Source organism: Pseudomonas sp. LBUM1655, assembly GCF_059716085.1.
Map to the genome: position 1 here is coordinate 2,965,227 of NZ_CP166801.1, position 14,423 is coordinate 2,979,649.

At 59.1% G+C, this 14,423-nt stretch carries 8 protein-coding genes; 2 read left to right on the plus strand and 6 right to left on the minus strand.

All coding sequences use genetic code 11. The features are described from left to right. Positions 1-100: 100 nt before the first annotated feature. Complete coding sequence (treS, locus tag ACA074_RS13290; protein WP_497679223.1) at positions 101-3,442, plus strand: maltose alpha-D-glucosyltransferase; 3,342 nt, start codon at positions 101-103, stop codon at positions 3,440-3,442. A gap of 2 nt (positions 3,443-3,444) precedes the next feature. Next, the gene (glgB, locus tag ACA074_RS13295) at positions 3,445-5,676 is read left to right on the plus strand and encodes a 1,4-alpha-glucan branching protein GlgB (RefSeq protein ID WP_497679224.1); all 2,232 of its coding nucleotides are present in this window, start codon (positions 3,445-3,447) and stop codon (positions 5,674-5,676) included. Between the two features lie 98 nt (positions 5,677-5,774). Here glgB and ACA074_RS13300 read toward each other — a convergent pair whose 3' ends face one another. The 6 genes from ACA074_RS13300 to ACA074_RS13325 all read right to left on the minus strand — a co-directional run bounded on the left by ACA074_RS13300 (position 5,775) and on the right by ACA074_RS13325 (position 14,401). Beyond that, positions 5,775-6,845 (minus strand): autotransporter domain-containing protein, encoded by a 1,071-nt coding sequence (locus tag ACA074_RS13300; protein ID WP_497679225.1) that lies wholly within the window; start codon positions 6,843-6,845, stop codon positions 5,775-5,777. Positions 6,846-7,166: 321 nt separating this feature from the next. Next, positions 7,167-9,674 carry an autotransporter family protein gene (locus ACA074_RS13305; RefSeq protein ID WP_497679226.1) on the minus strand — a complete coding sequence of 836 codons (2,508 nt, stop codon included), beginning with the start codon at positions 9,672-9,674 and terminating at the stop codon, positions 7,167-7,169. Positions 9,675-9,871: 197 nt separating this feature from the next. Then, entirely contained in the window at positions 9,872-10,654 is a 783-nt protein-coding gene (locus ACA074_RS13310) for an endonuclease/exonuclease/phosphatase family protein (RefSeq protein WP_258674479.1), read from the minus strand. A gap of 172 nt (positions 10,655-10,826) precedes the next feature. Beyond that, positions 10,827-11,093 (minus strand): short-chain dehydrogenase, encoded by a 267-nt coding sequence (locus ACA074_RS13315; RefSeq protein WP_401265068.1) that lies wholly within the window; start codon positions 11,091-11,093, stop codon positions 10,827-10,829. Next, positions 11,090-11,374 (minus strand): DUF3077 domain-containing protein, encoded by a 285-nt coding sequence (locus ACA074_RS13320; protein WP_489879821.1) that lies wholly within the window; start codon positions 11,372-11,374, stop codon positions 11,090-11,092. Before ACA074_RS13320 ends, ACA074_RS13315 begins: the two co-directional genes overlap by 4 nt. A 408-nt stretch (positions 11,375-11,782) precedes the next feature. Further along, positions 11,783-14,401 (minus strand): hypothetical protein, encoded by a 2,619-nt coding sequence (locus ACA074_RS13325; RefSeq protein ID WP_497679227.1) that lies wholly within the window; start codon positions 14,399-14,401, stop codon positions 11,783-11,785. Between the last annotated feature and the right edge of the window lie 22 nt (positions 14,402-14,423).

The window sequence follows — 14,423 nt, forward strand, 5'->3', positions numbered from 1 at the left end:
CGACTGCTGCGCAGCCGATCGGGGATAAATCCCCTCACTACAAGAACCCTCTCATCACAGGGTATTCATGTGGTCTTAGCGAATTGAACAGGAGTTTCACATGGCGAAGAAACCCAAGGCAGCCACCTTTATCAAAGACCCGCTCTGGTACAAGGACGCGGTGATCTATCAGGTTCACGTCAAATCGTTTTTCGATTCAAACAACGATGGGATCGGCGACTTTCCCGGCCTGATCGCCAAACTGGACTACATTGCCGAACTCGGCGTCAACACCATCTGGCTTCTGCCGTTCTACCCGTCGCCACGTCGCGATGACGGCTACGACATCGCCGAATACCGTGGCGTCCACAGCGATTACGGGACCATGGCCGACGCCAAGCGCTTTATCGCCGAGGCGCATAAACGTGGGTTGAGGGTCATCACCGAGCTGGTCATCAATCACACCTCCGATCAGCACCCGTGGTTCCAGCGTGCGCGCAAAGCCAAGCCCGGCTCAGCGGCGCGGGACTTTTATGTGTGGTCGGATGACGATCAGAAATACGATGGCACGCGGATCATTTTCCTCGACACGGAAAAGTCCAACTGGACCTGGGACCCGGTCGCCGGCCAGTACTTCTGGCACCGTTTCTATTCGCACCAGCCAGACCTGAACTTCGACAATCCGCAAGTGATGAAAGCCGTGCTGTCGGTGATGCGTTACTGGCTGGACATGGGCATCGACGGCCTGCGCCTCGATGCGATTCCGTACCTGATCGAACGCGACGGCACCAATAACGAAAACCTCCCGGAAACCCACGACGTCCTCAAGCAGATTCGCGCCGAAATCGACGCCAATTACCCCGATCGCATGCTGCTGGCCGAGGCCAACCAATGGCCGGAAGACACTCAGTTGTACTTCGGCGACACCGATGCCGCAGGCCTGAATGGCGACGAATGCCACATGGCGTTTCACTTCCCGCTGATGCCGCGCATGTACATGGCGCTGGCCCAGGAAGATCGTTTCCCGATCACTGATATTCTGCGGCAGACCCCGGAAATCCCCGCCAACTGCCAATGGGCGATTTTCCTGCGCAACCACGATGAACTGACGCTGGAGATGGTCACCGACAAGGAGCGCGACTACCTGTGGAATTACTACGCCGCTGACCGCCGCGCGCGCATCAACCTCGGCATTCGTCGGCGTCTGGCGCCATTGATGGAGCGCGATCGCCGTCGCGTCGAGCTGCTCAACAGCCTGCTGCTGTCGATGCCGGGTACGCCGACCCTGTATTACGGCGATGAAATCGGCATGGGCGACAACATCTACCTCGGCGACCGCGATGGCGTGCGTACACCGATGCAATGGTCGATCGACCGCAACGGTGGTTTCTCCCGCGCCGATCCGGCGAGTCTGGTGCTGCCGCCGATCATGGACCCGCAATACGGTTATCTGTCGGTCAATGTCGAAACCCAGGCCGGCGACCCGCATTCGTTGCTCAACTGGACGCGGCGCATGCTCGCCGTGCGCAAGCAATCCAAAGCCTTTGGCCGAGGCACGCTGAAAATGCTCTCGCCAAGCAACCGACGGATTTTGGCTTATACCCGTGAATTCACCGACGCCGACGGCAAGCACGAAATCATTCTCTGCGTGGCCAACGTGTCGCGCAGCGCGCAAGCAGCGGAGCTGGACCTGTCGGCGTATGTCGGCATGGTGCCGGTGGAGATGCTCGGCGGTAATGCGTTCCCGCCGATTGGCCAGTTGAATTTCCTTCTGACGCTGGCGCCTTACGGCTTCTATTGGTTCGCACTGGCGACGGAAAACCAGATGCCGAGTTGGCACGTCGAGCCGGCGCAGAGCCTGCCGGACTTCACCACGCTGGTGCTGAAAAAACGCATGGAAGAACTGCTCGAAACGCCGTCCCGCGCGACGCTGGAGCAGGGCATTCTGCCGAGCTGGCTGCAAAACCGGCGCTGGTTCGCCGGCAAGGACGCGGCTATCGACAAGGTCAATCTGGCCTATGGCGTGCGTTTCGGCGATGCGGAGCATCCGGTGCTGCTCAGCGAAATCGAAGTCACCAGCGGTGGCCAGACCAGCCGTTATCAACTGCCGTTTGGCTTTATTGCCGAAGATCAGGTCGGCGCGGCGCTGCCGCAACAATTGGCGCTGGCCCGTGTCCGCCGCGTGCGTCAGGTCGGGTTGATCACTGATGCATTCAGCCTTGAGGCGTTTATCCGCGCTGTCCTGCAGGGCATGCAAAACAACACCGTACTGGAATCGTCCGAAGGCGAAATCCGTTTCGAACCGACGCCGCATCTGGACAAACTCAACCTGGGTGGCGAGTCCGAAGTGCGATATCTGTCGGCTGAGCAATCGAACAGTTCGGTGGTGATCGGCAACAGCCTGGTACTTAAGCTGATCCGCAAAGTCGCTTCTGGCGTACACCCGGAACTGGAGATGAGCGCTTACCTGACCGCTGCCGGATTTGCCAATATCTCACCGCTGCTCGGTTCGGTGATTCGCCGCGACGGCAAGGGCGAGGACAACCTGCTGATGATCGCCCAAGGCTATCTGAGCAATCAGGGCGACGCGTGGGAATGGACGCAGAACAACCTCGAACGGGCGTTGCGCGACGAACTGGCCGATGCCATGTCCGAGCAGGACCAGCACTACAACGCGCTGGGCGAATTGAAGGACTTTGCCGGGATGCTCGGCCAGCGTCTGGGGGAAATGCACCAGGTATTAGCGGCGCCGACCGATGACCCCGACTTTGCCCCGCAAACCAGTACGGCCAAAGATATGCAGGCCACTGGCAAGGATGTCGCCGGGCAGGTCGAGCATGCGTTGACGCTGCTCAAGCAGCATCAGGGCGAGCTTAGTGCGGCGGATCAGAAACTGGTCAAGCGACTGGTCGACGAGAAAAAAACCATCCTGGCCCATGTGCAGGATCTGGCGAAAAAAGCCGTCGGCGGTTTGCGTATTCGCGTGCATGGTGACCTGCACCTGGGGCAGGTGTTGGTGATCAAGGGTGATGCCTATCTGATCGATTTCGAGGGTGAACCGGCGCGGCCATTGAGCGAACGGCGTGGCAAGCACAGCCCGTACAAGGATGTCAGCGGCGTGCTGCGATCCTTCGATTACGCGGCGGCAATGACCATCAACGTACACAACGTCGATCACAGTCCTGAGTCCGAAGCGTCCCGTCATCGTGTGGCCGAGCGATATTTGCGTGAGGCCCGAGAGGCATTTGTTCAGGCATATCGCCGGGCGGCAGCTAGTCTTGATCATGCCTGGCAAGATCCTGACGGTGCCGACGCCGCGCTGGCGTTGTTCGGTCTGGAGAAGGCGGCCTATGAAGTGGCCTATGAAGCCGAAAATCGCCCGACGTGGCTGCCCGTGCCGTTGCACGGTTTGTATGGGTTATTGACGGGGCTTAAACCCTTTTCCGATCTTGGTGGAGAGTAGTCATGAGTTTCTCGAACAAGGAACAGGGTCAGGTCAAAGAAGCATTGCTACCGTCAGCCAGCGATATTGACGCGCTGGTACGTGCGGAACATCCAGACCCGTTTTCCATTCTTGGCCCGCACGGCGATGGCGCCGGCGGGCAGTTTATCCGCGCCTATTTACCGGGTGCGCTAAGCGTTGTGGTGCTGGACAAGGCGTCCGGCGAAGAGCGCGGCCCGTTGGAGCAAAGTGAAACGCCGGGATTGTTTGTCGGTCACTTCGATCAGGCGCGGCCGTATCTGCTGCGCACCCGTTGGGCCGGCGGCGAGCAGGTGGCGGAAGATCCCTACAGCTTTGGCCAGTTGCTCGGTGAAATGGATTTGTATCTGTTCGCCGAAGGCAATCACCGCGACCTCAGCGCCTGCCTCGGCGCACAACTGACAACTGTCGATGGCGTTGATGGCGTGCGCTTCGCCGTGTGGGCGCCGAATGCGCGGCGAGTGTCGGTGGTCGGTGATTTCAACGTCTGGGACGGGCGCCGGCATCCGATGCGTCTGCGCCACCCATCCGGGGTCTGGGAGCTGTTCATCCCGCGACTGCAAGCGGGGGAGTTTTACAAATACGAAATCCTGAGTGCCCAAGGGATTCTGCCGCTCAAGGCCGACCCGATGGCGCTGGCCACCAGCCTGCCGCCGGACACGGCGTCGAAAGTCGCCGCGCCGCTGCAAGTCGACTGGCAGGATCAGGACTGGATGAACGGCCGCCGCGAACGGCAGAAACATTCCGCGCCGCTGTCGATCTACGAACTGCATGCCGGTTCATGGCAGTGCGAACTGGATGATCTGGGCGAAGTCGCGCGTCAGTACACCTGGCCGGAACTGGCCGAACGCTTGATTCCATATGTGAAAGAACTGGGCTTCACCCACATCGAATTGATGCCGATCATGGAGCACCCGTTCGGTGGCTCATGGGGCTATCAATTGCTCTCGCAATTCGCCCCGAGCGCGCGTTATGGCACGCCGGAGCAGTTCGGGGATTTCGTCAACGCCTGCCACCGGGCCGATATCGGCGTGATTCTCGACTGGGTGCCGGCGCATTTCCCGACCGATACCCATGGACTGGCGCAATTCGACGGCACGGCGCTGTACGAGTACGGCAATCCGCTGGAAGGCTTTCACCAGGATTGGGACACGCTGATCTACAACCTTGGCCGCACCGAAGTGCATGGCTACATGCTGGCGTCGGCGTTGCACTGGTTGAAGCATTTCCACATCGACGGCCTGCGGGTCGACGCGGTGGCCTCTATGCTCTATCGCGACTATTCGCGCAAGGCTGGCGAATGGGTACCTAATCGCCACGGCGGGCGGGAGAATCTGGAGGCCATCGACTTTTTGCGTCATTTGAATGACGTGGTTGAGCTGGAAGCGCCGGGCGCGCTGGTCATCGCCGAGGAATCCACGGCGTGGCCGGGCGTCAGTCAGAGCACGCAGCAGGGCGGACTGGGCTTTGCCTACAAATGGAACATGGGCTGGATGCACGATTCGCTGCACTACATTCAGCAGGATCCGGTGTACCGCGCCCATCACCACAACGAATTGAGTTTTGGTCTGGTCTACGCCTGGTCCGAGCGTTTCATTCTGCCGATTTCCCACGATGAAGTGGTGCATGGCAAACACTCGCTGATCGACAAGATGCCCGGTGATCGCTGGCAGAAGTTCGCCAACCTGAGGGCCTATCTGAGTTTCATGTGGACCCATCCGGGCAAGAAACTGCTGTTCATGGGTTGCGAGTTCGGCCAGTGGCGCGAGTGGAATCACGATCAGCAACTCGATTGGTATCTGCTGCAGTATTCCGAGCACAAAGGTGTGCAGAAACTGGTAGGCGACCTCAATCGCCTGTACCGCGAATTGCCCGCGCTGCACGATCAGGACGACGCACCGCAGGGTTTCCAGTGGTTGATCGGTGACGACGCGATCAATAGCGTTTATGCCTGGCTGCGCTGGAGCAAGGACGGCGAACCGGTGCTGGTGGTGGCCAACTTCACGCCGGTGCCGCGCCAGTCGTATCGGGTTGGTGTGCCGTTTGGCGGGCGCTGGACTGAATTGCTCAACAGCGATGCTGATACCTACGCCGGCTCCAACTATGGCAATGGTGGCGGGGCGTTTACCGAAGAGGTGCCGAGCCATGGTCAGGAGTTGTCGCTGGAGTTGAATCTGCCGCCGTTGGCTGTGTTGATCCTCAGGCCTGGGGGGTGACTTGAAAAAGATCGCAGCCTGCGGCAGCTCCTACATTGGAATGCATTTCCCTGTAGGAGCTGCCGCAGGCTGCGATCTTTTGATCTTTTGATCTTTTCCTACCACCTCATCCGCACGCCCATACTGCCAATCAAGCCATTCAAATCATTGTCATCGACATCACTGCTGTAATCGGCGCTGACATACAGACTCACGGCCGGCGTCACCCGCGCCACCAGACCCAAGCCCAACTCGACGGTCGAGGACTTGCGGCTGCTGCTGATCTTGTCGACCTGATCCAGTGTCACCGTGTTGCCGGTATACACCGTGTGCCAGAGGTTAGTGCGCACGTAGGGTTCGACCGGCAAGCCATTCAAGTCATAACTGCCTTTCAAACGCGCACCGACGCGCCCGCTCCAGGAGGTCACATCCGTGGAAGAGGCATTGCCAGAGCCCGCGTAAGGGGTGTCGAGGGTGATGCGCTGATTGATCAGTTGCGCTTGAGGTTCCACCACCCAGTTTTCGCTCAAACCGATCGGGTAGCCGCCTTCGACCGAGAAAGTCATGGCGCTGCCTTCGGTGGCTTGCCGTGCTCCTTGTTCGTTGCGGCTAAAACCGCTGACCCGGCCACCACTGGCTGACAAGTCGACGTGCCAGCCCTGCGCGCCCGTCAGGCTGTAATACGCACCCAGGCTTTGGCCCTGGAGGTTAAGCGTATCGGTGGTCGGGTCGCTGAGGGCGCGGCTGGTGATCAGCCCGTTGCCATTGGCTTGAATCTGGTTCTGACCGCCGATGAGTCCTATGGTCTGGGTAGGCCCATTGCCGCTTCGCAGGGTAAGGACGGCGGGACCTTTGAAATGACCGCTGCCAGGCGTTGCGAAGCTTGAGGACAGCACGTCGGTTTGCGCCTGTCGGGCACTGCGCCCGTAAAGCTGCTCCCAGGCGCCCGGGGCGAGATCTTCTGTGATGAGGGTGGCCCCTCGCAGGTCCGGGCGCGGGTTGATGCGTTGCGGACCGGGCGTGATCACTGTCGCGGGCAGGGTCATGACCGGTACGTTCTCTCGATACCACGGGGTAGTTTCATCCGCCGCAGGGCCGGCCTGCGCCTCCATGGATGAACACAGCAAGAGAGAACTCGACACTGTGCAGAAGCTTATTTTGATCTCGTGTGTGTGGAATGAAGTTTTCATGGAGGTCTACCTTGCAAGCGCATGTGGCATCTCGATATGGCGTCTCTCCTACCCCGAACGAGGGGCGACCGAATGGAGCGGGGCGAACCGTGGCCGCTCGATTTCGCGAGTGTCCTGAGGGTCGCCCCGGAAGTAAATCTCGGGGTAGTAAGGTAGAGATAAGAAGAGCTGTGCCCGTGCGTCAAGAAATTGAACGATGAGCGGTAGTGGTAAATCGGGATTCGCAAGCGTTTGTTTTTCTGTACATAACTAAGTGTTTGTTTGTATGGAAAAACGCCATGAAAGCCCCGCGCCAGAGGTGTTTTATTACCGACGGAAGGTCTACCAGCTAATCCGGATTCCCAGGTTCCCCGTCACACCGCGCAGGTCATTGCTGTCAATATTGCGGCTGTAATCGGTGCTGGCGTAAACGCTGACGGCGCGGTCAAGGGTGACTACCACACCCAGTCCGAGATCCGCCGTTGAGGACTTCTGTTCAGTGCTGGTCACATCGCTGTCGCCAAAGGTTACCGAGTCGGTGCCGGAAAACGTGTGCCACAGATTAGCCCGCAGGTAGGGTTCTACCGGTAAGCCGCTGACTTCATATCGACCCTTGATCCGCGCGCCGAGCCGGCCGGTCCACGCACCGTCGGAGTCGAACGACACACGCGAAATGCCGTCGTCCTGACTGTCGAGGGATATTTTCTGGTGAATGACCTGTGCTTGCGGTTCGACCACCCAGGTATCGTTGATTGGCAACGGGTAGCCAGTCTCTGCCGACACGGTCAGCGCATGCCCGCGATTGTCCAGTTTTACGCCTCGATCAGAATGGTTGTCGCCATCGAAGCGTGTGCCCATGACCACGGTATCGATGTACCAGCCATAGGGATCGGTCAACGTCCAGTACAGGCCGTAGCTGTCGCCTTCAAATTTGATTTTGCCGGCGCTGTTGCCCTCGAAACCTTCATTGAAACCATCGACGTCTCCTTGCAAACGGCTATGGCCGACGAAGAAACCGATGCGTTGGGTCTGGCCGCCGGAGGTCTGCGAGCCGTACAGGTCGGTGCCGACTTGAAAGCCATTGAGCGACCCATCCAGACGCGGGGTGACGGTGCCGGCCCAGGTCTGTTCGAGGTTCTTGCCATAGACCCGGCCCCAACCTGCACCGAACGCGCCGGTTTCGTTGAGCAAGCGCTGGTCTCCCTGACGATCATGGAAAGTACCCAGCGCGTTGAGGGTCAGTTGCGCGGCGGCGGGTGGCAGCACCGACCAGGTCGGAACTTCCGGGCGGTACAGAGGAATCGGCGCGGCACCCGCCACGGCGGCGGGCAAAACCGGCAACGGCGGACTGCCAGCCGGAGCCACGGCCGCGATCGGCGTGGCAACCACAGGCACCAGAATCGGCGGCAAGCTCGGATCAGGGTTAGGCACACTCACCACTTGTGGCGCGACAATGGCCGAGCGCAAGTACCAGCTGTTTTCCGTACCGGCAGTCACGCCGCCCTTGAACAGGTAGTAGTCGTAGGCCCCGGCGGAAACCGGGCCGTTCAGGGTAAAGGCGTTATCGGCGCTGACCGTGCTGCCTTGCGCCTGCACCAGTTGAATACCGTTGACCTGAGTCAGCGCGCCCAACCCGCCAAGATTGGTGACGCTGATCACTGTCCCGCCACTCAGGCTGCCGTTATTGACCACCAGTTTGTCGCTGGGCGAGTCGTCGCCTGCGACCACACTTTGCAATAACAACTGACCACTGTTGCCGACGTAGTTGCCTTGTACGGTGAGCGTGTCGTCGGTGCGGCTGTTGCCGCGAGTCAGGTCAATGACACCTGCGTTGTTGAACGTCACCGCTTGCCCGGCCACGGCGGGAGACACAGAGCCTTGCGTGGACAGCACGACGCTGCTGGCATCGACATTCAGCACGCCGCTGCCCGTTCCGGCATCACCCAGCACAAGGTTGCTTGAGCCAAGATCCAGTTGCGAGCCGTTGCTCAGGTTGACGGTTTCCCAATTGCTGAAGCGCGCGGGCAGGGCGGTGCGGGTGTTGTCGAAGGTCAGCACATCGTTGCCGACGCCGCCATCAACGTTGGGCGTGAGCGCGAGAATGCTGTCATCGAGATTACGCAGGGTGGCGCTGTCATTGCCGACGTCCATCAGGATCGCCGAGCGGATGATGCCGCTTCCGTCCCATAGCAAGCGGTCATCACCGGCGCTGGCGCGGATCTCGCCGACGATTTCCCCACCGGTCACGGTAATGCTGTCGTTGCCACCGCTGACACTGACGTTGCCGCCAATCCGGCCACCCGAAACGATGATGGTATCGGTGCCGAATCCGGTGACCAGATTGCCGATGATCTGCCCGCCGGACAGGTCGAAAATATTGTTGTCGAGCTTCATGTCGACCCGGCCGATGGTGCCGCCGGTCATGCGCGCGACATCGCCGTCCTCGAAGGCTGCAACGATGGTGCCGCCGGTCATCAGGAACGTGTCGCGACCGTCACCCTGAGCAAGAAATCCCAGTGAGCCGCCCGTCATGACGAAGTCATCGATGCCCTCGCCTTGGTTGACGGCGCCAGTGATGACGCCAGAGTTGATTTCGACCCGGTCAGTGCCCGCACCAAAGGTCACGCTGCCGTTGATCTGGCCGCTGCCATTGGCGGGGAGGGTCAGGCTGTTGTTACCGGAGAGGTCGGTCAACGGGCCGCTACTGCCACTGTCACAAGTGTAGGCATCGTTCCCTGCGCCGGGCGTCAACACACACGCCGACCAGGCCGGTGGACTGGCGAGCAGCACCAGGGAGCCGGATAAAATAAAGGTGTGCGGCAAAACTCTCAGAGATCTGATAGATCGCATCACGGCAATTCCCTGATTTAGCCATTGGGGAATTCATCCTTGAATGGGTGCTTGATCTATAAGCCTCTGAAGCTAATGAACTACGTGAGATCTGTACCCTAACGTTTTGAAAGTGCCAATCCTTCAGCTTTTTAAGGTGTAGTTGTTTTTTCGCGATGATCAAAGACTTCTGACAGACGGTCTTAGTGCAAGCAGTGTCAAAGATGCACCTCAACCGCCAGCGGCAGGTGATCCGACAGGTGCGTCCACGGCTTGTTGCCGAGAATCTGCGGGTCATGACTGCTGGCGTTGCGCAGGTAGATTCGGTCCAGACGCAACAATGGAAACCGTGCCGGATACGTTTTGGCCGGACGCCCGTGATGACGTTCGAAGGCTTCGTGCAAATAGTCGCGACGGGCGAGGGCAGCGTTGCCCTGAAGCTGCCAGTCATTGAAATCGCCGGCAATAATCACTGGGGCATCGTCGGGCAGTGACTCAAGCAACTGACAAAGCAGTTGCAACTGCAATTGGCGATGGCTTTCCAGCAGACTCAAATGCACGCAGATCGCATGGACTTCGGCATGTCCCGGCACGTCCAGCACGCAGTGCAACAAGCCACGGCGCTCGGGGCCGGTGATCGACACGTCGAGATTGCGGTATTCGCGAATCGGGTATTTCGACAGTAATGCATTGCCGTGGTGGCCATCGGGATACACCGCGTTGCGCCCGTAGGCGAAATCGCTCCACATGCTGTCGGCGAGAAATTCATATTGTGAAGTTTGCGGCCATTCGTTGTAGCGGTTCGAATGCCGCTCGTGCTCACCCACCACTTCCTGCAAAAACACCAGATCGGCCGAGGTACTGCGCACCGCCTCGCGCAGCTCCGGGAGAATGAAGCGCCGGTTGAGCGCGGTGAAGCCCTTGTGGGTATTAACCGTCAGCACGCGCAGGCGATGGATGACGGGTGCGTCGACGGCGTGACGCTTGGGATCGCTGGACACGGTTACTCCTCTGAATCCTGAGTGCGTATTCATGCGACTGACGGGTGGGGGTGGCGGTTCCTTCTGAATCAACACAGCCAACGAGTGTAGGAGCTGTCGAGTGAAACGAGGCTGCGATCATTTGATCTTGTTGTTCAGGATCAAAAGATCGCGCCCTTCGGCAGCTCCTACATCAGACGCGCAATCGAATCTGCCGCCCCAGCACATCCATCACATCACAGCCATCGCGCAGCAACATCGCCGCCGCGTGGGCCAATTGCTGCACATCGGCACCCTTGGCTGACGAGATATCCAGGCTGGCCAGGCTTTCCATCATCTGCGTCACCGCCAGAAAACGACTGGCCGCACTGGTGTGCAACACATCCAGCGGCGCTTGGGTGGAAACGAGCAGGACGGGAATGCTGTCTTCGTTGTGGGTCATCGAGATGTGCGAATTCATGCTTCACCTCCGGCGCGTGCAGCGTGCAAACCATCAATCGACGCCTGCACTAACGCACGTGCGCTGCCGAGCATCTGCTGACAGGCCCAGTTCAACGAACCGCTGTGTTCCGGGCGGGTGGCGGTAGGGGCTTGATGGGCGAGGGCTTCGGCGCAGCTGAGGTAGACGGCGGCGTGTTCGAGGGCGTCGAGTAAAGGGATGCCGGGTTGTACGGCGAAGAGGTGGTGGGCGACGTGGTCGCAGCGGGCGAAGGGGGTGGAGATTGTGGTTGGATCGGTCATGGGCGCAGCCTCTTGGAAGTCAGAGAACTGCCACTTCATCGCCGTCAAACGAATAGGTGGCAACTGTGTGCAGGTTGACGGACCGGTCCAAGACACCCGGCGCACCCGAAGATGCCCCGCACACAGTCACCATTGAACAGTGCGTCGGGCACACAAGTGCACGCGCACATTGGAGAGCAATGTGCGTCTTGGACATTCCGAGCCGTCAAACCCGATCACGAATGAGTCGTGACGGAGGCGAGGATAGGGAGTGAGGGCAAACCCGTCAACCGTCACAAATCGTCCGAAATTGCCTCAGTCCCTTGTGGGAGCGAGCTTGCTCGCGAAGGCGTCGTGTCAGTCACCATCATCAGTGGCTGACACACCGCTTTCGCGAGCAGGTGCACATCCAGGGGCTGGAGGCTGTTTCTACCGCTCACGTACCCAGATGTTATCAATCCAGAAGTCGTTACCACCGCCATTGCTCACAAAGTTGAAGACGCCGAAACTCACAACCTTGGTGGAGGGTGCCGTATAGAGACCTGTACCGGTTATCCAGACGCCAACCCGATTTCCTACATTGATCTGTCCTCCAATAAATACGGAGTCAATGGTCAAACAAAGAATTGCCGGATTGTTGGTATCTGTAATAGTCGCAGCTGAATAACCGAAGTCGTAAACCTTTCCCGCTACGACCGAGAGGGGGATTGCTATGACAATGCCTCTATGATCGCCTCCGTAATTGGTGTTTGCGCGAACCAAACCGTTCTCATTGTAAAGGTTGTCTAGATATGCATATCTACCTTGGGGAATCCAACCCTGAAGAGTGCGATCATTGAAATCCCAAGTGATCGATAGCTTTGCTCTCACATTGACGATTCGCTGGTTAGATATCATCTCCGAGCCATACAACGCCTTGGCGATAAAGCTGTGGGCGCCCACATTCAACCCCGTGATCAGTTTAGTCCAGACGCCAGTGACGCGGTCGGCCGTGGCTTCGGCCTTGGGTGTGTCGCCGTCGAGGATTTTCACATCCTGGTCCTTGGCGGCAGTGCCCGTCAGGATCACTGCCGTTTCGACAGTGATGCCGTCCGGTTGAATCTCGTCTCCACTCGGCGAGCCGGTGATCATTGTGATCTCAGGCTTCACATCCTCAACGGCCTTGACGGTATAAATGCGTTTCTTGAAGATTAGCGCCAGACCAACGTCCTGACTTCCGCCAAGTCCGGCTTTGAACTCCAGTGTCAGTTCGCTACCGTCTTTCAGATTCTGCAAGGTGGCGAGGGGGATCAAGCGCTCCCAATAGCCTTGGCTGATCCAGGTAGTGTTGGTTTGCGAGCCCGGTGGTTGCCAAAACGTTTCGTCGTAGTTGTTGCCATCCTTTTTGGTGCCTGTCAGGCGCAGCCAGACGTACTGGGCCAGCGCAATCAGTGGCCAACGGTTCACTCGCACGGTTGCGGCAGTGGTCAGCTTGCTTACGTCGAACTCGGGGCCGGCACCATTGTTGGCCGCCTGGGTGATTAACGGTATGCCCATGGCGGGGTTTTCATCGGCAATCGGCAGCACACTCAGATCCAGCGGATCCGATGGTGTGCTATTGCCGGTCACGATGTAGGTCACCGTCACCGTTTTACCAAGGTTGAACGCCACGACTGCGTTGTCCAGAGGGATGTTCAGATCCCCTTGCGTGCTCACATTGATGGGGCCGACGGTCTGGCTGCCCGAACCGGCGGTGCCGCTCCAGGTCACGGTGACCTGCGTGCCGATCATGTTGGGGTAGGCTGGAATCACGGCCGTCAGGGCGTCCTTGGCAGCGAGCGGCTCGAGGCTTGTATCGTTGGGGGCTTGCTTGATTTTTGGCTTCAACAATTTAATCGGGGCCGCACCCGTCACCGTGGCCTTCGCAGGTTTTGAGTTACCCACCAGATCACCGTTGGGGCGGCGCAGTTCGTAGGTCACCGTCACGCTACTGCCAGCGAAGACCTTGTCGTTGGCCATTTCAAGGAACAAGGTTTTCTTGGAACCGAAAGGATCCGCTTCAACTTTGCCGGGGACAGTCACTACCACGTCGGCGGGTTGGCCTGTATTTTTCGCGGTGTAGGTGGCAAGGACATCGTCACCGGCCACAAAACGGCTGTCCGCCGTTATCACAACCATCAGCAACGGATTACCGGCGAGCTTTTCCAGATCGATGATGCTCGCATCATCACCCGGAAAATCTTCCAGCCGTTCCAGCAGAATCGGCATGGGCAGCAGGACACCGTCCAGATCCTCATCCACGGTCTGCGCCGGCGACCACGGTGCATCGGTGTCCGGGCCGTTACCGAGCTGGTCGATGACGGTGTAGGAAAAATTCAGTTTGTGATCCAGCCGTTTCGCCTTGTCCAGGTAAGCGCGATCCACGGTGAAGCAGATGGTGATCGGCACTTCGGAGCCATGATCCGGTGGTTGCGGCGCCTGATTCGGATTGACATCGGCCGTCATCAGTTCGCCGTTGCATTTGAGGCTGATGCGGTCGTAAGCCCGGCAGTAGGGGTACGCCACACACACCTCTGCGCTGACGAAGTCCGGGGCGACGCCGTTCTTGATGGCGTCGGGCAGCAGCAATTTGAGTTCGGAGTGACCACCGGGATCGGTCAAGCGATCTTTGAGGCCAGGACGGATGCGGTTGTACAGCAATGTCAGCGCCGGCGTCGAAGTCCCCTGGTTATGACTGCCGCGGGTGATGGTGTAAACGAGTTCGTTGACACGATCTGTCAGCAGCAGGCCTATGGGCAGATACAACGTTTGAATGTTGTTCTCTCCGCCATCCGGGATGGTTTTTGTGGCCTCGGTGCTGGCGCCGTTCAGCACGAGTCGGATGACATCGCCGGCATCAACCGTACCCGACGCCGGCGGATCGACTGCGATTGTCAGGCCCATGGGTTTGAGGTCATAGACATGTTTGGGCACACCATAAATGGCGCCGACTACCGGGGTAGTGGCTTCAGGTACTCGGGGTGGGCGGAGCACAAGAATGGTGTTGTCTGGTGGGGTTGAGGTGGTCATGGGCGAAGCTCCTGCGCAGAGG